The sequence below is a fragment of the Achromobacter sp. E1 genome (genome assembly GCF_037039475.1).
Taxonomy (GTDB): Bacteria; Pseudomonadota; Gammaproteobacteria; order Burkholderiales; family Burkholderiaceae_B; genus Achromobacter; species Achromobacter mucicolens.
On the sequence record NZ_CP146253.1, the window covers coordinates 5,768,027 to 5,786,861 of the forward strand.

Sequence of the window (18,835 nt, forward strand, 5' to 3'; positions counted from 1 at the left end):
AATGACGCCCGCCGGCGCGGGGCAAGTGGCTGACAATTATAGGCAGTCGATCAGACCCATCCCGGCCGCGCAGGGTTCCCTGCGCGCCTAAAACATGCAACCTGATGCAACCTGCCGCGGCGGCAAGGCCCGTTTCAGTCCAGCGCGACCTTCAGGCGGGCCTGCACCAGCTGACGCAGCACGAGCAGCTTGCCGTGGAAAAAATGCGAGGCGCCCGGCACCACCACGACCGGAATCGAGCGCGGCCGCGCCCAGTCCATGGCTTCGGACAACGGCACCACCTCGTCTTCTTCGCCATGCACCATCAGCGTGTCGTCGGGCACCTGCACTTCGTGCGATTGGAAGCGGTTGACCGCCGGCCCCATCAGCATCAGCGCCGACGGCAGGACGGCGTCGCCCTGTTCGGCCAGCGCGGCGTAGGTCTGCGCGGCGACCGCCGTGCCAAACGAGAATCCCGCCAGCACCCACGGCGCCTGCGCCAGCTCGGGGTGCAGCTCGCGCATCTGCGCCACGACGGCCAGCATGTCTTCGGTTTCGCCGACGGATTTGTCGAACACGCCTTCGGAGTGGCCGACACCGCGGAAGTTGGGACGCACCGCCACCAGGCCGTGCTGCACGCAGGCGCGCGACAAGGTCGTGACCACCTTGTTCTCGCGTGCGCCGCCCTGCAGCGGATGCGGATGCAGCACCAGCGCCCAGCCGCGCGGCGCGCCGGCGGGCCAGTCGATGGCGCAATCGATACGGCCGGCGGCGCCGACGAATGCGTGGGTTTCAGTGCGTGCGGACATGGCGGGACTCAACGTGCGGAAAAAGGAACGATGTTAACCGCCCGGCCCGCGCGGCGAAATCCGGGTCAACCGTCAACGGCGCGCGCAAGCGCGAGCCAGAGCTCACTTTCCGCGCGCGGCGGCAGGCGGTCGCAGCGTCGCCGCCAGCCATTGCGCAAGCTGGTCGCTGGCCTCGTCGGTGGCCTGGCGCAGCGCGGCCACGCCGCCTGCGGCATCCTGCGTGGGCGCGGGCGCGGCCACCATGATGCGCTTCTGGTCCACGACCTCGCGCCCGTTCAGCAGCACGGCTTGCAGCAGCAGGCGTCCCTGGCTCGACTGGCCGTCCTCGGTGAACACCTGCTCGAACTGCGCCAGCGACACCTGCAATTGCGGCGTTTGCAACGTGACGCGGTCGCCCAGCACCGCGCCCTGGCGCGACAGGCGATCGGTGATGCGCTGGCGCACCAGCTCGGCGGGCGACGCCGCCCAGCGATAGGTGGCGTACGACCGGGGCGCGGCGCTGTCGCCCACGCGCCAGATCATGCCGGTGTCGGACAGCCCCGGCGCGGCCTGGAACGACAGCGCGATCGGATCGCGCGCCGGCAAGGCGGGCACCGGGCGCGCGTCCAGCCCCAGGTCGAACAACTGGGGCGGCGCGTCCACGCGGCCGATGCCGCAACCGGCCAGGGCCAGGGTCAGGATCAGAATGGCGCTGCGCATCTTCATGGGATCTATCTCCGGAATCCGGCAAAGCCGGGTTCGCCGGGTCCCGGCGCAATGGGCGCGGGACCGAACAGGAACGATTGCGGCGTGCTGTCCACACGGCGCAAGGTGGTGGTGGCGCCCCGTGCGGCCGTGCTGACATCGTTGGCCATGGTGGTGAAGGCCGGCAAGGTCTCGCCATCGAGCCGCGCGGCGGCCAGCGCGATGTCGTTCAGGCTGCGGGTCGCGACGGCCAGCGGGCCGTCGGGCGCGTTCAATCGCGCGAGCGACTGTCGGGCCTGCTGGGCCAGGTCGCCGATCTCGCGCGCGGCGCGGTCGGCCTGGCGCGAGGTGGTGTTCAAGGAATCCATCAGCGGACCGAGCTTGGCCAGCGTGGGCGCCAGATCACGGGTGGCGTCCTTCAGGGACTGCGAGATGTCGGTGGCGTTCTGCAGGCTGGCCGTGAGGGCCTGCACGTTCTGTTCGCTCAGCACGCGCTTCAATTGCTCCGTCGCCACCTCGACGTTGGAAATCAGCTTGTCGCCGCGCTTTTCGATGCGGTCCAGAAAGCCCGGACGCAGCGGAATGGCGGCCGGATGCTCGGCCGTGGACGTCAGGCGCTTGAGCGACGAGCCGTCATCGCGCAGGTCCACGTTGGCCATGCCGGTCACGCCCTGCACGCCCAGTTCGGCCCAGGTCGATTCGGTGATCGGCGTGTTGGGGGCCACGCCGATCCGGATGCGCACCTGCCCCGGCTTGTCGGGATTGAGCGCCAGCGACTGCACGCGGCCCACGGGCACGCCCTGGTAGCGCACGGCCGATTGCGGATTCAGGCCGGTGACGGCCGTGGCCGAAATGATTTCGTATGGCTGCAATTGCGTCCGGTCGCGGCCGATCCAGATGGCCGTCAGCGTCGCGGCAGCCAGCAGGACCAGCGTGAAGATACCGGCCATGAGCGCATGACTACGGTTTTCCATGGTGCATTCCCTTCGGTGCCAAATCTCCCAGCGCGCGCAAGCCGCGCTCGCCCAGGAAGAACGTATGAATGAACGGGTGATCGAACTTCAGGACTTCAGGCACCGTGTCGCAAATGATCACCCGTTTCTCGGCCAGCACGGCCACGCGCGTGGCCAGCGCCAGCAGCGTGTCAAGGTCGTGCGTCACCATGACGACGGTAAAGCCAAGCTGCCGGTGCAAACTGCGCACCAGGTCGACGAATTCGTCGGACCGCAGCGGATCGAGCCCCGCCGTGGGTTCGTCCAGGAACAGCAATTCCGGGTCCAGCGACAGCGCGCGCGCCAGCGCCACGCGCTTGACCATGCCGCCGGACAGGTCCGAGGGGCGCTTGTCCGCATCGCGCGACGACAGGCCCACCATCGCAAGCCGGCACATGACCACGTCGCGCACCAGGTCTTCGGGCACCGTGCGCAGTTCGCGCAGCGGCAGCGCCACGTTGTCGAACACCGACAGCGCCGAGAAAAGCGCGCCCGCCTGGAACAGCATGCCCCAGCGGTATGACAGGCGCCGGCGTTCGCCCGGAGACAGTTCCGAAAGCGTATGCCCCAGCACCTTCACGGTGCCCGCGGCCGGCACGTCCAGCCCGATGATCTGCCGCAGCAGCACCGTCTTGCCCGTGCCCGAGCCGCCGACCAGCACCAGGATTTCTCCGGGAAACACCGTCAGGTCCAGGTTCTCGTGCACCACGTGATCGCCGAAGGCCGTGCGAAGGCCGCGCACGGTGATGACCGGCTCGACGGTGACGCCCTCTTCGGTAAACAGCCGGTGTTGCGCGGCGCTATTCATCAGATGCCCACCGTGCTGAAGATGACCGCGTACACCGCATCCAGCAGAATCACGCCCGTGATCGACGTAACCACGGAAGTCGTGGTGCCGCGTCCCAGGCTTTCGGTGTTGGGCTGGATGCGCAGGCCGAAGTGGCACGCAATGAGCGCGATCAGGATGCCGAAGGTCACGCCCTTGAGCATGCCGATCCAGTAATTGGTCAGCGAGATCGCATCGGGCAGCGATTGCAAAAACCACTGCGCGGACACGCCCAGCTGCGCCATCGCCGCCAGCATGCCGCCCAAGAGCGCCATGGCGCTGGTCCACAGCACCAGCAGCGGCATCGTGACCGCCAGTGCCACCACCCGCGGCAGGATGAGACGCTGGCCGTGCGAAATGCCCATCACCAGCATCGCGTCCAGTTCCTGCGTCACGCGCATCACCCCGATCTGCGCCGTAATCGCGGATCCCGACCGGCCGGCCACGAGGATCGCCGCAAGCACCGGTCCCAGCTCGCGCACGATCGAGACCCCCAAAAGGCGCACGATGAAGCGGTCGGCGCCGAACATCTGAAGCTGCTGAGCCGACAGGTAAGACAGCACCACGCCGATCAGAAAGCCCACCAGCGCCGTGATGCCCAGCGCCTGCGCGCCGGTCCGGTACACCTGCGCGGAGATCTCGCGCCACGGGCCCAGCCAGGGCCGGCGCAGCATGGCGCCAACATCCAGCACGAGCTGGCCCAGCATGATGAGCAGCGCCTTGCCGTTTTCGGCGGCCTGCAGGACCGCGCCGCCGGTGGCGCGAACCCACGACCATGTCTCGGGCTTGGGCGCCGCCACGGGCGTCTCGCCCTTGTTCATCGCCAGCGTGTTGAAGACATCCTGCTGCCCGGCGCCCCAGCGCACGCGCTCGGGCAGCTTCTCGCCCCAGGCCTGCCAGATGATCAGCGCGCCGATGGTGTCCAGCCGGTGGATGCTGTGCATGTCCCAACGGGCGCCGTCCTTGGCCGCCTGCGCGAGGGCCGCGCGCCTGCGTTCGACTTCGCCCGACTCGGCCAGCGCCAGGACGCTCCAATCGCCGCCCACATGGCAAACCCCGCCTTCGTAGCGAAAAGGCGCGGCGGCGGTCGCAAGCAATGCGGAATGCGGCATGTCGTCGGGGTACCGATGCAAAATGTATCGCCAATCATAAACGCTGGGGCCCCGCAGCCGCGAGCGCGGCCCGCGTGCCCTACAATCGCGGCCATGCCCGCCCCCGTTTGCCCCATCGACCTGCCCGCCCCGGAAACGCTTGCCCGGACGCTCGCGGACCGCCTGCCCGCCTTCCAGGACATTGCCTGGACCCGCAGCACCGGATCGACCAATGCCGACCTGCTTGCGCGCGCGCGCTCGGGCGCCGGCGCGGGCAAGCCCTGGCTGCTGGGCACGCATCTGCAGGAGACCGGCCGGGGCCGCGCGGGCCGCCCGTGGCAGAACCGCTCGGGCTCCACGCTGATGTTCTCGTGCGCATTCGACGTGCACCTGCCGGCCACGCAACTGGCCGCGTTGTCGCCGCTGGCCGGCGTGGCCGCCTGCGAGGCGCTGCGCACCGTCGCCGGGCCCGAGCCGCGCGGCCTGTGCATGAAATGGCCCAACGACGTCCAATGGCACGACGCCAAGCTGGCCGGCATCCTGGTGGAAACCACCCGCAATCCGGGCGGCCGCGACGCCGGATACACCGTGGTGATCGGCATGGGCGTGAACCTCATCGATGCAGCCGAGCTGTCGCTTGCCCTGGGCCGCGAGGTCGCGGACTGGACTCAGGTGCAGGCCGGCGCCGCGCACGCGGCTGCGGCCGCCGACCTGGTCTGCGCCAGCGCCACGGCCTGGCACGAAGCGGTCCGCACGCTCGAACGCGAAGGCTTCGGCGTATTCCGGCAGCGTTTCGACCAGGTGGACGCCCTGGCGGGCCGCAAGGTGAACGTGCTGGACAAGGGCGCTATTCTTCTAAGCGGCACCGCCTGTGGCGTGGACGATCAAGGCCGCCTGCTGGTGCAAACGCCCGAGGGCGCCACACCGATCTCGGTCGGTGAAATTTCGATTCGACGCCAAGCATGATTATTCTCATCGACTCCGGCAACAGCCGACTCAAAGTGGGTTGGCTGGACGCCAGCAATCCGGACATGCCGCGCGAGCCCGCGGCCGTCGCCTTCGACGGCCTGGACCTGAACGCGCTGGATGACTGGCTGGCCGCCCTGCCGCGGCCGCCGCTGCGCGCGTTGGGCGTGAACGTGGCCGGCGCGGCCCGCGGCGACGCCATCGCGGACATCCTGAACAAACATGGCTGCGCGGTCACCTGGTCGCTGTCGCAAGCGACGACGCTGGGTCTGGTCAACAGTTATCGCACCCCCACCCAGCTGGGCGCCGACCGCTGGGCATCGCTGCTCGGCGTGCTCTCGCGCCTGCCGGGCACGCATCCGCCTTTCGTGCTGGCCAGCTTCGGCACCGCCACCACCATCGACACGGTCGGACCGGACAACGTCTTCGCGGGCGGCCTGATCCTGCCGGGCCCGGCCATGATGCGCACCTCGCTTGCACACGGCACGGCCAACCTGCCCATCGCCAACGGCCAGGTCGTGCCCTACCCCACGGACACGCACGAGGCCATCGCATCGGGCATTGCGGCGGCCCAGGCCGGCGCCGTCGTGCGCCAATGGCTGGCGGGCCGCCAGCGCTACGGCCAGACGCCGCAGATCTACGCGGCCGGCGGCGGCTGGCCCGAAGTGCATCAAGAAATCGAACGCCTGCTGGCCGATGCGGGCGGCGCATTTGGCGCGACGCCCGTTCCCGTCTACCTGGACCATCCCGTCCTGGACGGGCTGGCCGCCGTGGCGCGCGCCACGTTGAACACCTCTTTCTGACGAAGGTCCGGCATGCGCGTGCTCTTCATCCTGATCCTGCTTGCGAACCTGGGCGTCTTTGCGCTGGGACAGGGCTGGCTGGGCGCCCGGCCCGAGGACGAAGGCCGGGACGCGCGGCGGTTCAGCCAGGAATTGAACCCCGGCGCCGTGACGCTGACGCCGCGCAAAACGCCTTAACTAGCGCCCTGAAGAGCGCCCTGACGAACGCCTTACCGGCGCGCGGCCGGCTCGTCCAGCCAGGGCGCCAGCGCGGCCATCGTGCGCGCCGTCGCGCCGGCGTGCTGGTCGAACCAGGCCCTGGCCGCCTTGCTCGCCTGCCGCCTGCCGTCAGTATCGCTTAGCAGCGCCATCGCGGCGTCCACCGCTTGCGCCGGATCCGCCGCGCGGCGTGCCGCGCCGGCCTCGATGGCATCCTCGGCCGCCTGCTTGAAATTGAACGTATGCGGCCCGACGATCACGGGCACGCCCGCCGCGCAGGCTTCGATCAGGTTCTGGCCGCCCAGCGGCGCGAAACTGCCCGCCACGATCGCCACATCCGAAGCCGCGTAATAAAAAGCCATTTCGCCCAGCGTGTCGCCCAGCAGCACGGCCGTATCCGGCGATGCGGCGCCGCCCGCCGAGCGCCGTTCGAACGGCACTTTCGCGTTCGACAGCAGCCCCGCCGCTTCGTCAAAACGCTGCGGATGCCGCGGAATCAACAGAAAGAGCGGCGCGCCCGGTGCAGCCGCGTGGCGCTTGATTGCCGCGATGAACGGGGCGTCCTCGCCCTCGCGCGTGCTGGCCACGGCCACCACGGAACGACCCAGTTGCGCGCGCCAGGCGTGTCCTGCCTCGACCTGCGCGGCAGGCAGCACAAGGTCAAACTTGAGATTGCCGGTGATCTCGGCCGCGGGCGCCCCAGCCTGCGCCAGCCGGCCGGCATCTTCCGCCGTCTGCGCCAGCACTTTGTCCAGACCCGCCAGCGCCTCGCGCATCACGCTGCCCATCCGGCGCGCCTGCCGCAGCGACGACGCGGAATAGCGCGCGCTGACGAGCGCCATGGGCACCTTGGCCTGCCGGGCCGCTTCCAGCAGATTCGGCCAGATCTCACGCTCCATGAGCAGGCCGCAGCGCGGACGGTGCGCCGCCATGAAGCGGCGGGTCGCGCCAGGAAAATCGTAGGGAAGCCAGGCTTGGCGCAGCTGTCCCTGGGCGATTGCGTCCTTGAAGAGGCGCTCGCCCTCGGCGCGGCCCGTCGCCGTCGTGTGCGTCAGCAACACAGGCAAGCCTTGCGCCAGCAACGCGTTCAAGAGCGGCAGCGCGGCCCGTGTCTCGCCCAGGCTGACGGCATGCACCCAGACGGGGTTGTCCGGCGACTGCGAGGCGGGCTCGGGGCGGCCAAAACGCTCGGGTGAAAAGATCTCCCAGCGGCCGCCTGCGCGTTTGGCGCGGCGGGCCATCCACAGCCAGATCAGCGGCGCGAGGGTCCGGAGCGCCAGCGTGTAGACGCCGCGGTTCATGTCACTGTGCGGCGAGCGCCTGCTCGACCGAGGCCATGACGGCCTCACGCGACGGCGAGGCGCCGCGGTCGCCCAGGCTGGCGGTGTAGTTGGATCCGACCAGCGGGGTGCGCACCGGCGTGGATGCGCGGTAGATGCCGATCGTGGGACGGCCCAACGCGGCCGACAGATGCGTCAGGCCGCTGTCCAGCCCCACCATCAGGCGCGCGCCGGCAAGCAGCTTGGCCACCGCGGTCAGGTCCATGCGGGGCATCACCTCGGCCCCTTCCATGCCGGCCACCAGCAGTTGGGCGCGTTCGGCTTCCTGTTCGTTGCCCGCCAGCAGCTTGAGCGTGCAGCCGGCCTCGCGCAGGCGGCGAAACACCACGCGCCAGTCCTCTTCGGGCCACAGCTTGTCGTCGCGGCTGGCCGACGGCATGATCACTGCATAGCCGCGGTCCGTGTCCAGGTGGTGCAGCCGGGGCAGCTCGGCGGCGTTCAGGCCGCCGCTGCCCACTTCCACGACCGGCTCGGGCGCCTGTGTGGCCTGGCGCGCAAAGGATTGCAGCCCGAAATCCGGCAGGCCGGCGTGCTGGTAGCCGAACGTCAGGCCGGCCAGCTTGCGCTGGCGGATCACGGCGGGCTGCCAAAACTCGACGCGATGACGCACGTTGTAGAACAGCGAGGCCAGCGGTTCGCGTGCCGACCGCCAGTCCAGCCCGTGCTTGACGCCCTGCGTCTGGCGCACCAGCCAGGCCGATTTCAAGAGCGCCTGCATGTCCAGGACGATGTCGTAGCGCACGGCGCGCAGGCGCTCGCGCAGCGCGCGGCGCTCGGCCCGCACCTGGGCGGACCACCACGACTTACGCCAGCGCCGGTGCGCGACCTTGATGACTTCGTTGACGGCGGGATGCCACGTCGGGATCTCGGCAAACGCTTCCTCGACGACCCAGTCGATCTGCGCGTCCGGCACATGCCGGGCGATATCCGTGATCGCCGGCAGCATGTGGACGAGATCGCCCAGGGAAGACGTGCGGACAATGAGAATGCGAGTGGGCATCAAGAAGAATGCAATGGTTCAGGCCGTGTGCAAGCGTCGATCACGGTTGCTTGGACCAATTGAAAGGCAATGGAAAATCCCGAGAATTCCGGCAATTTACATCAAACGGCCGGATCCATGCGCGCCCGGTGCGTTGCCTAGGGTTCGAACTTTGAGGGCCGATAGCCCAGGTCGCGCTGAGCGTCGTCATGCGCGAACACCAGGTCTTCGTTCATGCGTTCGGCCATGCCGACCGACCAGTGCCGGTAGCGCGGCACGAGGCGCACGCCGGCCAGCGCAAGCTTGAAGATGCCCAGCGGCACGGTCAGGATTCGCGGGCGCTTGCCCATCGCCGCGAACACCCGGGCCACCATCTGCCGGTATTGCAGGGTTTCGCCGCCCGACAGGTTGTACGCCTGATTGGCCGCCGCCGGCGCGGTAACGGCCGCAACGCTTGCCGCCGCGATATCGGCAGCCTTGACGGGCTGGCGCAGGCCGCGCGCGGCGCCAAACACCGGGAACATGCCGAACCGGCGGATGAAACGGGCGATTTCGGAAATGTTGCCGTCGTGCTCGCCCCCGTAGATCAGGGTCGGACGCAGGATCACGTACTCGACGCCGGCCGCTTCAGCCCAGGCGATCAGCGCGGCCTCGGCGTCGATCAGCTTGCGCGCCAGGGCCTGTTCGGATTCCACCGAAGACGACGTCTTCGTGAACCGGCTGGTCGAGGACAGGGCGACAATTCGCTTGGCCCCGCTCGCGCGCAGCGCGTCGAAATACTGCGGCAGGATCCAGATGGGCGCCAACGACACCCATACCGGAATGTCCTGTTCGCCAAACACCGATTCCGGCTTGCCGCCGGCCTCGGGAAGCGCGCGCCACTGAACGCCATCGTCCGCGGACGCGGCGCGCCGGCGGGAATAGGCGATGGGCGCGAATGATTGGGCCTTCAGTTCGCTCAGCAGCGCGGCGCCCACCAGGCTGGTCGCGCCCAGCACGCCCACGCGACGCGTATCGGTGACGGCCGTCATGACGAGGCCTCCGTGCGCGCGGAAACGTGCGCCATCCCTTCGGACCCGGCCTCATGCGCCTTGGGCGTGTACTCCGGCACCCATCGCAACAATCCGGCGCGCACCACTTCGTCGCTGTAGGTCTTGCTGCTTTCGAGCCATTCGGTCAATTCCCGCAGGAACGCCGGCGGCACGGGCCGCGAGCGGGCGATGCGCAACTTGGTATGCGGCGTCGGCCGCGTCTGTTCGCAATCGGCCAGCAATTCTTCATAGAGCTTTTCGCCTGGCCGCAACCCGGTGAACTCGATCCGGATCTGCTCTTCGTCGTACCCCGACAGGCGAATCATGTTGCGTGCCAAATCCACGATCTTGACCGGATACCCCATGTCCAGCACGTGGATCTCGCCCCCGTCTCCCATGGCGGCCGCCTGCAGCACCAGCTGCGCGGCTTCGGGAATGGACATGAAATAGCGGGTGATGTCGGGATGCGTGACCGTGACCGGCCCGCCGTGCTGGATCTGCTGATGGAATTTCGGGATGACGCTGCCGGTGCTGCCCAGCACGTTGCCGAATCGGACGATGCCAAAGCGCGTCCCGCCCTTTTCGGCCTGGAAGGCCTCGCACACCATCTCGGCCAGGCGCTTGGTCGCGCCCATGACATTGGTGGGGTTGACCGCCTTGTCGGTGGAAATCAGGACGAAGCGTTCAGCCTTGTGCCGCTGCGCGCATTGGGCCACGACCAGCGTGCCACCCACGTTGTTGCGCACCGCCTGCCACGCGTTGTCGACCTCCATCAGGGGGACATGCTTGTACGCGGCGGCGTGGAAGATCACCTGCGGCCGGTAGCGCGCAAAGATCTCGTCCATGCGGTCGGCGTCCTTCACGTCGCCCGCCAGCGTGACCAGGCTGACGCCCGGCCAATGCGTGGAAAACCATTGTTCGATCTTGTAGAGCGCGTATTCGCTCGTTTCGACCAGCACGACGCGCGCCGGCGCAAAACGCACGAGCTGATGGCAAAGCTCGCTGCCGATCGACCCGCCGGCCCCGGTCACGAGCACGGTGGTGCCCCGCAAAAGGGTGCTGACGTGGGCCGAGTCGATCTGCACCGGGTCGCGGCCCAGCAGATCCTCGATCTCGACAGGCCGCATCTGGCTGATGGCGACGCGTCCGCTCATCAGGTCGTCCACCTCGGGCAGCACGAAGACCTGCGCGCCCGAATGCACGGCCAACTCCGTCACGCGGCGCTTGACGTCGGCCGCCGCGCCCGGCATGGCCAGGATGATGTGCCGCGCCTTGAACTCCTGCAACACGCTGGGCAGGCGATCCAGCGATCCCACGACGGGATAACCGCCCAGCTCCCGGCCCCACTTCTTGGGGTTGTCGTCGACCAGCGCGACGACCTGCCAGTCCGGGCTGCGCTCAAGCTCGCGCACCAGCGAAGCGGCGCGCATGCCCGCCCCCACCAGCACCACGGGTTTGCCTTGGGCGATCAGGCCGCCGTACAGCCGGTGCTCCTTCCACATCCGCCACGCCGCCCGGCCGCCGCCCATGAACAGGAGCAGCAGCAGCGGGTACAGCAGGAACAGCGAGCGGGGAATCGAAAACGAGGGGGGAACCAGGTTGGCGACGATCAGCAGCGCGATCGCCGAGACCGCCACGGCCTTCAGGACGCGCTTCAGATCGGGCAGGCTGGCGAAGAGCCATATGCCGCGATAAAGACCGGCCCAACGGCAAGCGATCGCGTGCACGATCAGCAGCAGCGGCAGGCCGAACAGCATCTGGTTGCCATAACCCACCGGCCATTCGAAATTGAAGCGCAGTAGAAAGCCCCCCACCCAGGCGACGAGGGCCGCCAACAGGTCGAACAGAAACACCATGAGGGAACGAAAAGCGATGGGTAATGGCACGGTTTACGTCCAGCGACGTCCAGTTAAGGGATTGACAACAAATTCGGTCAGGGCGAATCAATTGCTCAGCGCGGTTCCCGGGGGATACACCGTGTCCGGGGGAACGACCACGCCATAGCCCGCACAGCAGCCCGCCTGAAGCCAGGCGCCCGCGCCGACTTTCACGCCGCCGGCCAGATGCACGCCGGTGCCCAGGTGCGCATAGTTTTCCAGATGGGTATCGTGATCCGCGGTGCTGTGCGCGTTCAGGATGGACCCCGTGCCAATATAGGCGCTCGCACCCACCATCGCCATCGCCAGGATCGCAGTTCCTGCCTCGATGGTGGCGCTGGGACTGACGCAGGCCGCCGGATGAATCACCGTCGCCAGGGGCAAGCCCGCGGCTTCGATCGCCTTGACCCAGCCGGCGCGCAACGCGTTATTGCCGACTGCCGCAATCGCTTGGGCTTGATCGGCCGCCAAGCTGCTCAAGCCCGCCAGATTGGACACGACCTTGCGGCCCGCGGTCTCCTGCAAGGCGGGCCAGCGGTCGTCCACAAACAGGATTTCCTGCCAATGGCCGCTGAGCTCGGCGGCCTCGGCCACCGCGCGTCCGTGCATGCCCGCCCCGATAATCACTAGCGATCTCGCCATCGTCTCTTATTGTCCCTTTTTGTCACCCCAACCGAGCGGCATCTGCCGGAAACTCATGCCGCTCGTCATTGTGGGCGTTTGGTCTTCGTGGTCTCAATCCAAGACTCGAAATGAAAGTGTAGCAATACGGCCGCCAATCAAGCGGACCGGGAAAAACACATAACGGAGGTTTCCTCAATGCCGTCTTACGACGCCTGCGGATGGTGACCGGGGTTCTCGGGCACGCCCGCCTTGCAGGCTATCGCAAGCGCCAGCAAAGGGCCATACGCCAAAGGCACACCTGCCAGCGGCGAGAGCCAGCCGCGCGCCACGCAAAGCGCGATGGGGAACAGCCAGAACACATTCAACGCAATCACCGTCAGCAGAACCGGTTTGTGCGCGCCGAAGCGTCGCGTGGCGTGCTGGTATGCGTGCATACGATGCGCCAGATAGACGCGCTCGCCGCGTCCAAGCCGTCGCAAGAGCGTCCAGGTCGCATCCACGGCAAAGACGCCCAGCAGGATCAGCCAGGCCCACAGCAAGGCCGGTTGCTGCCACGCGCCGTGCAGCGCCAGACCACCCAGGACGATTCCCAGAAAGCTGCTGCCGGCATCGCCCATGAAAATGCGCGCCGGCGGGAAATTCCACAACAGAAAGCCCGCCACGGCCGCAGCCAGCAGCAGGGGCGCCACGATGGCGCCTTCATGGCCGGTCAGGACGTAGATCACGCTTGCCCCGACCGCCGCGCAGATCGCCTCCGACGCAGCCAGGCCGTCGATGCCATCCATGAAGTTGTACAGGTTGAGCAGCCAGACCAGCGCAAAAACACCCAGCACGCTTGCCACGGCCGCCCAGAAAGCGGACGCCTGGCCCAGGGCTTCCGCGGGCAGCCCGCCAAACCAGGCCATCAGCCAGGCCGCGCTGCCGAAATGAACCAGCAACCGCCACCGGACCGCGACATGGCCGCGGTCGTCCAGAAATCCGATGATGGCCACAGCCGTGCCCGCTCCGCCCAACGCCACCGCGGTCACCGCGGGCAGCAGGCCCAGCCAGACGAGCACCGGCAGGCCGAGCAGAAAGCTCAGCACAAAGGCCACGCCGCCGCCACGCGGGGTGGTGACCACATGCGAACTACGGCTGTTCGGGACGTCAAGCAGCCTGCGGCTGGCCAGGGCATACCGGCGCAGCGCGCCGGTAAGTACCCAGGCCAAACCCAAGGCCGCCGCCAGAATGCACCAGAAAATCACTGTAGGCATGATTCTGCAGTCAGGTGATTCAGGATTTCGACCACACAGTCCGGTTCACATAGTCCGTGTAGCTCAGCACCACGCGCACGACCTGCTTGGAGACCGGGCCGCCTTCGTAGTCCTTGACCACGGGAATCACGCGCTCGCCGCGGCGATGCTGGCTGGTGACCACACGAACCGCGTCCGCCACCCGCTCGGCCTTCAGGCCGCTCATGATCAACGTGCCCTCGTCCATGCCTTCGGGACGCTCGTGCGCATTGCGCACGGTGATGGCCGGCAGGTTCAGCAGCGACGCTTCTTCCGTGATCGTGCCGCTATCGGACAGCACGCAGAATGCGCCCATCTGCAGCTTGATGTAGTCAAGCAGGCCAAACGGCTTGACGAAGCGGATGAGCGGATGGTCCAGCGCGTCGCCCAACGCCTCCAGGCGCTTGCGGGTGCGCGGGTGCGTCGACACGACGATCGGGTACTCGTACGTGTCGGCCAGGTGGCGCAGCGTGTCGAGCAGATCGCGCAGGTTCTGCGGCGTGTCCACGTTTTCTTCGCGATGCACGCTGACCAGGAAGAACTTGTCTTCGGTCAGTCCTTCGCGCGCCAGCACGTCCGACTTCTGGATGTCGTCCATGTAGTACGCCAGCACCTCCTGCATGTGCGAGCCGGTCTTGATGATCGTCTCGGGACGGATGCCTTCGGCGATCAGGTAGCGGCGCGCATGCTCGGTCAGGACCATGTTGATGTCGCTCAGGTGGTCGAGCACCTTGCGGTTCAGCTCTTCGGGCACGCGCTGATCGAAACAGCGATTGCCCGCCTCCATGTGGAACACCGGAATCTTGCGGCGCTTGGCGGCGATCACCGCCAGGCAGGTGTTGGTGTCGCCGTACAGCAGCAGCGCGTCCGGCTTTTCCTGTTCGAAGATCTCGTCGGACTTGATGATGACGTCGCCGATCGTCTTGGCCGCGGTATCGCCCGCTGCGCCCAGAAAATAATCCGGCTTGCGAATCTGCAGGTCGTCGAAAAACACCTGATTCAGTTCGTAGTCGTAATTCTGGCCGGAATGCACCAGTACATGATCGACCTGCGCATCCAGTTCCGCGATGACGCGGCTCATCTTGATGAGTTCCGGACGCGTGCCGACCAGCGTCATGACCTTAAGCATCGATCTGCCCCCGGATGTATTCCAGATTCAACAGCAACTTCTTCACACCTTCGACATCCAGTCGCTCCGTGTTGTGCGACGTGTAATCGTCCAACTCGGAAATCTCGGTTTCGCCTTCGACGAAATACTTCTTGTAGTTCAGATCCCGGTTATCGGCGGGAATCCGGTAATAGCGGCCCATGTCTTCGGCCTTTGCCATTTCCTCGCGCGAAATCAGCGACTCGTACAGCTTTTCACCGTGCCGCGTGCCGATCACCTTGAGCGGGCTATCACCGCCAATCAGTTCCTTGAGCGCAACCGCCAGGTCGGCGACGGTGGAAGCCGGCGCCTTCTGGACAAAGATGTCTCCTTGCTTGGCGTGCTCGAACGCATGCAGCACCAGGTCCACCGAATCCTCGAGCGACATCAGGAAGCGCGTCATGTTGGGATCGGTGACGGTAAGCGGTTCGCCCGTCTTCAGCTGGCTGATGAACAGCGGAATCACCGAGCCGCGCGAGGCCATCACGTTGCCGTAGCGCGTCGCGCAGATCACCGGACCGTTATTGACGGCGACGCGGGACTTGGCCACCACCAGCTTCTCGGCCATTGCCTTGGAGATGCCCATGGCGTTGATCGGGTACACCGCCTTGTCCGTGCTCAGCACGACCACGCGTTGCACGCCGGCTGCAATCGCCGCGTTCAGGACGTTTTCCGTGCCAAGCACGTTGGTCTTGACCGCTTCCATGGGATAGAACTCGCAGGACGGCACCTGCTTGAGCGCGGCCGCGTGAAACACATAGTCCACGCCGATCATCGCCTGGGCGATGCTGTCGTAATCGCGCACGTCGCCGATGTGGAACTTGACCTTGTCGTCGGCCAAGGCAATGCGCATGTCCTCTTGTTTTTTTTCGTCGCGGCTGAAGACGCGGATCTCTCGCACATCCGTGGAAAGGAAACGCTTGAGCACCGTATGTCCAAAGGACCCGGTGCCGCCGGTAATCATGAGAACTTTATTGTCGAACATAAATTAACCATTCAATCCGTTAGGGAACCAGGCGATGCGCGTGCATTTCACGAATCAATTCCGGCCACGAGGGAGGCACATAACCCGTCGCCTGCAAGAGGCGCGTGGCATCCAGCGACCGGTCGATCTTCAATTGATCGTCTGCAATGATATCGATGTCCTTGCCATACACCTGCGCCACGAGCTTCAGAAGCGAATACTTGTCGATCGGCGCAACGGCGCAGTGATACAGGCCGTGCAGCTCGGGGTGGGGAATCACGAAGTCCTTCATCACCCGCGCCAGCTCGGTGGTCGGCAGGCCGGAAAACACGGCGCGCGTGAATCCCTTGACGGGGCCCGGTTGCGACAGGAACCAGTCCACCAGGGCCACATTGCTGCCCAATTCGTGGCCGATGATCGAGGTGCGCAGGGTGATGGCGTTGACGTCGGACGTCACCTCGCCAATGTACTTCGACTTGCCGTAAAGGTCCTCGGCATCGGAGGGATCCGATTCCAGGTACATCCCTTTGCGTCCATCGAACACGCAGTCGGTGCTGACGTGGATCAGGCGGGCCGACGCCAGCGCGCACAGGCGCGACAGCCGGTGCGGCAGCATGGCGTTCACCGGCAGCGCCGCCAAGGGATCCTTGGCATCGGCAAGCTGCTTGATCAAACCGACACAGTTGATGACCACGTCCGGCTTGACCCGGGCCATTACCGTCACGAGGGAATCATTATCCAGTACGTCGACGCCCGTCAGCAGATTATTGCGATGGCGCTCATCGAAATGGCGCAGGCCAGCCGCACCGCGCAGCGTCCCGTACGTCTCGAATGCCGGATCGTCGCTGAAGCGCGAAAAAACCGCGCTACCCAGCATGCCCGTTACCCCTAGAACCAAAATTTTCATGCTAAGCCTTCTCTTTCAATTCGAGTTTCTCGGAAAGAATACTCACTAATCGGTCGACCTGACGGGTTATCTCGTAATGCTCAAGGTAGAACCGGCGGCCGGAGGCGGCAAGCGCCTCGCGCTCGTCCTCATTCATTGCGCGCAGGCGTTCCATGCAATCGGCCAGACCATCCGAATCCTCTGCGGCGCATACCAGTCCGGCGCCCGCATCACGAATGACCTCGGCGCCCGCCCCGTCCAGCGCGCCGATGATCGGACGGCCCGCGGCCAAATACGCCTGCACTTTGCTGGGAATCGTCTGCGCCAGGATCGCGTCCCTATTTAAAGTGACCAGCAACGCCCCCGCCCTGCCAAAGATATGCGGCATCTGATCATTGGGAAAGCGCCCGGCAAGCACGACATTGGATAAGCCTTCTCGCTCCACCTCGTCGCGGATTCGCCCCAGCATGCTGCCGCTGCCCACCAGCACGATTCTGGAATCGTTGCGCCCTTTGAGCTTGCGCGCGGCGGCAAGGATTGTATGCAGCGATTGGGCAGTCCCAAGGTTACCTGCAAAGACGACGCAAAAATTGTCCTCCAGCGTTGCCAGCAGGGAGGCCGGCAACGTGCAAGGCTTCGGTTGCGTTGCGCGCGGATCGGGACTTGAATTGGGGTAGTAGACGATCTTGCGGTCAGAGGCCAGGCGTGCAACGGGCTCGCGGAATGCCTTGGACTGCACAAGCAGCAGCGATGCGGCCCCATATATCGCGCGCACCATCATGCCCACGCCAGCAAGAATCGTGCGGTTTCGCACGAAGCCGGTCGCGCTCAGGCTTTCCGGCCAGAGATCCTGAATCCAGATCGCCAGCGGCAGCTTCTTGCGCCATTTGAGGTAAATAGCGGGGATTACCGACGTGATCGGCGAAAATGCCACCGCCAGGACGACATCGAAATCCTTGTGCCCGACAGCCCGGTAACCATGGCGCAGCCCGTTGACGACAAACGACAGGTAATTGAGGACCAGATTCTTGCCACCGCCCGCGCGCCGCGTGCGCAGCGGCACCCGATGAATCACGGTGCCGTCATCCCACTGCTCGCTCGTGCAACCCTCTTCGGTATAGCCGTCGAAGATTTTGCCGTCCGGATAGTTGGGCTTGCCGGTCAGCACCTCGACCACATGCCCCTGCGCCGTCAATGCGCGCACGAAGTCGTTGATGAAGAACTGCTCCGGCCAGAAATACTGGCTGACGATCAGGATTCTCACGAGGCGCTCGCTACTGAGGAATCGGCACGGAGCCGGGCCCAGAACTGCGCGGGTGTTTCGGGCGCCACAACCGGGCTGGGCGCGTCCAGCTGGCGGCGCACCGCCCGCGCAATCGACGTGGCCGAGCCCGGATCGAACGTCTGGACGGGCACGCACACGTCGCGCACATAATCGAGCTCGGACGCCACGATCGGCAGGCCGGCATTGGCGGCCTCGATCAACGGCAGGCCAAACGATTCGCCGAACGATGGGAACACCAGCGCGCCCGCCTGCGCATACAGCGCCGCCACGCCTTCACGCGTCAGCTCGCCCCGGTTCTCGACCCGCAGCCCATGGCGGTCCGCCACGGCCAGAAGTTCCTGCGCCAAGACCTTGTCCCGGGGACCCAGAGTCAAAACGAGCGACGGTCGCAAACCGTCCTCAGCCAGCAGCCGCCAAGCTTCGAGGAGGCGCCGATGATTCTTGTGCGCCACGCCGTCGGCCACATAGACAAAATCCCACTGGCGGGTCCGCTCTGCCGGCACTGCGGGATCGCCCACGGTAATGTCGGCCACGAAAGGCGCGATCCTGACGGGCGGCACGCGCTCGGCGGCACCAAGCCAATCCAGCACCTCGCGGCGCATGGTCGGCGTCTGAACCACATACTCCGAAACCCGATGACGGAAACACCGCCCGATTGTCCGCTCGAAGATCAGGCGCAGCCGCGTGGGCAGCGGAAACTGCGACAGCCGCACGCCGCGCAGGTAATTCCGGTTCTGCAGGAATACCACGACGCGAGCGCGCGAAGGCAGCACCGGCGGCAGGCCATGAAAGCAGAAAAGGATGGCGTCTGGTCCCGCGGCCCGGCGCGCCGCGAATTCTCCCTTCAGGCGGGCAAGCGCCGTCGGCGCCACCCAATGCACGGCAGCGCCCTCGGGAATCTGCAACCGCGGTTCGTTGCGGGCATCCAGGAAAAGACGCAGCGGCGAACCGGCCGGCCAGGCGCCTAAAAGCGCCTGCAGCAGCACAAGGCCGCCGCCGGTGTGCACGTTGGGTGCGTATAAGACGACTTCTACAGCCATTTTGGTTAGTAGCTTATGGGCATGGATATGCGGGAACTGGCGT

At 66.3% G+C, this 18,835-nt stretch carries 19 protein-coding genes; 3 read left to right on the top strand and 16 right to left on the bottom strand.

Annotation, left to right across the window (positions count from 1 at the left end; translation table 11 throughout):
* Positions 1–134: 134 nt before the first annotated feature.
* The 5 genes from V6V88_RS26625 to V6V88_RS26645 all read right to left on the bottom strand — a co-directional run bounded on the left by V6V88_RS26625 (position 135) and on the right by V6V88_RS26645 (position 4,402).
* The gene (locus V6V88_RS26625) at positions 135–788 is read right to left on the bottom strand and encodes a CocE/NonD family hydrolase (protein WP_223573620.1); all 654 of its coding nucleotides are present in this window, start codon (positions 786–788) and stop codon (positions 135–137) included.
* A gap of 102 nt (positions 789–890) precedes the next feature.
* Positions 891–1,493, bottom strand: coding sequence for an ABC-type transport auxiliary lipoprotein family protein (locus V6V88_RS26630; protein WP_056327217.1), 603 nt, complete (start codon positions 1,491–1,493; stop codon positions 891–893).
* A 5-nt stretch (positions 1,494–1,498) separates the two neighbouring features.
* Entirely contained in the window at positions 1,499–2,446 is a 948-nt protein-coding gene (locus tag V6V88_RS26635; protein ID WP_056327214.1) for an MlaD family protein, read from the bottom strand.
* Positions 2,433–3,272 carry an ATP-binding cassette domain-containing protein gene (locus V6V88_RS26640; protein WP_056327212.1) on the bottom strand — a complete coding sequence of 280 codons (840 nt, stop codon included), beginning with the start codon at positions 3,270–3,272 and terminating at the stop codon, positions 2,433–2,435. Before V6V88_RS26640 ends, V6V88_RS26635 begins: the two co-directional genes overlap by 14 nt.
* Entirely contained in the window at positions 3,272–4,402 is a 1,131-nt protein-coding gene (locus V6V88_RS26645) for an ABC transporter permease (RefSeq protein ID WP_128829611.1), read from the bottom strand. Before V6V88_RS26645 ends, V6V88_RS26640 begins: the two co-directional genes overlap by 1 nt.
* A 93-nt stretch (positions 4,403–4,495) precedes the next feature.
* On the opposite strand from V6V88_RS26645, the gene V6V88_RS26650 reads away from it, so the two are divergent.
* From V6V88_RS26650 to V6V88_RS26660, 3 genes are read left to right on the top strand one after another with little or no spacing between them, the layout of a single operon-like run.
* Positions 4,496–5,347, top strand: coding sequence for a biotin--[acetyl-CoA-carboxylase] ligase (locus V6V88_RS26650; protein WP_062838857.1), 852 nt, complete (start codon positions 4,496–4,498; stop codon positions 5,345–5,347).
* The gene (locus V6V88_RS26655; protein ID WP_056327205.1) at positions 5,344–6,150 is read left to right on the top strand and encodes a type III pantothenate kinase; all 807 of its coding nucleotides are present in this window, start codon (positions 5,344–5,346) and stop codon (positions 6,148–6,150) included. Before V6V88_RS26650 ends, V6V88_RS26655 begins: the two co-directional genes overlap by 4 nt.
* Before the next feature lie 12 nt (positions 6,151–6,162).
* Entirely contained in the window at positions 6,163–6,327 is a 165-nt protein-coding gene (locus V6V88_RS26660) for a hypothetical protein (protein WP_174245407.1), read from the top strand.
* Between the two features lie 32 nt (positions 6,328–6,359).
* Here the strand turns inward: V6V88_RS26660 and V6V88_RS26665 are convergent, their stop codons facing one another.
* From V6V88_RS26665 to V6V88_RS26715, 11 genes are all read right to left on the bottom strand, one after another.
* Positions 6,360–7,649 (bottom strand): 3-deoxy-D-manno-octulosonic acid transferase, encoded by a 1,290-nt coding sequence (locus tag V6V88_RS26665; protein ID WP_338617052.1) that lies wholly within the window; start codon positions 7,647–7,649, stop codon positions 6,360–6,362.
* 1 nt (position 7,650) lies between these two features.
* Positions 7,651–8,688 (bottom strand): lipopolysaccharide heptosyltransferase I, encoded by a 1,038-nt coding sequence (gene waaC / locus V6V88_RS26670; protein WP_062838855.1) that lies wholly within the window; start codon positions 8,686–8,688, stop codon positions 7,651–7,653.
* Between the two features lie 137 nt (positions 8,689–8,825).
* Positions 8,826–9,698, bottom strand: a complete 873-nt coding sequence (locus V6V88_RS26675) for an NAD-dependent epimerase/dehydratase family protein (RefSeq protein WP_062838854.1) — start codon at positions 9,696–9,698, stop codon at positions 8,826–8,828.
* Complete coding sequence (locus tag V6V88_RS26680; RefSeq protein ID WP_338128450.1) at positions 9,695–11,584, bottom strand: nucleoside-diphosphate sugar epimerase/dehydratase; 1,890 nt, start codon at positions 11,582–11,584, stop codon at positions 9,695–9,697. The genes V6V88_RS26675 and V6V88_RS26680 overlap by 4 nt, the downstream gene beginning before the upstream one ends.
* 57 nt (positions 11,585–11,641) lie before the next feature.
* Positions 11,642–12,184 carry an acetyltransferase gene (locus V6V88_RS26685; RefSeq protein ID WP_230964901.1) on the bottom strand — a complete coding sequence of 181 codons (543 nt, stop codon included), beginning with the start codon at positions 12,182–12,184 and terminating at the stop codon, positions 11,642–11,644.
* A gap of 218 nt (positions 12,185–12,402) precedes the next feature.
* The gene (locus V6V88_RS26690) at positions 12,403–13,452 is read right to left on the bottom strand and encodes a glycosyltransferase family 4 protein (RefSeq protein WP_062838851.1); all 1,050 of its coding nucleotides are present in this window, start codon (positions 13,450–13,452) and stop codon (positions 12,403–12,405) included.
* Between the two features lie 19 nt (positions 13,453–13,471).
* Entirely contained in the window at positions 13,472–14,599 is a 1,128-nt protein-coding gene (gene wecB, locus V6V88_RS26695) for a UDP-N-acetylglucosamine 2-epimerase (non-hydrolyzing) (protein WP_223573628.1), read from the bottom strand.
* Positions 14,592–15,602, bottom strand: coding sequence for a polysaccharide biosynthesis protein (locus tag V6V88_RS26700; protein WP_056327192.1), 1,011 nt, complete (start codon positions 15,600–15,602; stop codon positions 14,592–14,594). Before V6V88_RS26700 ends, wecB begins: the two co-directional genes overlap by 8 nt.
* A 19-nt stretch (positions 15,603–15,621) precedes the next feature.
* The gene (locus V6V88_RS26705; protein WP_062838849.1) at positions 15,622–16,488 is read right to left on the bottom strand and encodes an SDR family oxidoreductase; all 867 of its coding nucleotides are present in this window, start codon (positions 16,486–16,488) and stop codon (positions 15,622–15,624) included.
* A 1-nt stretch (position 16,489) separates the two neighbouring features.
* Positions 16,490–17,731 carry a glycosyltransferase family 4 protein gene (locus tag V6V88_RS26710; RefSeq protein WP_223573630.1) on the bottom strand — a complete coding sequence of 414 codons (1,242 nt, stop codon included), beginning with the start codon at positions 17,729–17,731 and terminating at the stop codon, positions 16,490–16,492.
* The gene (locus V6V88_RS26715; protein WP_223573632.1) at positions 17,728–18,792 is read right to left on the bottom strand and encodes a glycosyltransferase; all 1,065 of its coding nucleotides are present in this window, start codon (positions 18,790–18,792) and stop codon (positions 17,728–17,730) included. Before V6V88_RS26715 ends, V6V88_RS26710 begins: the two co-directional genes overlap by 4 nt.
* Between the last annotated feature and the right edge of the window lie 43 nt (positions 18,793–18,835).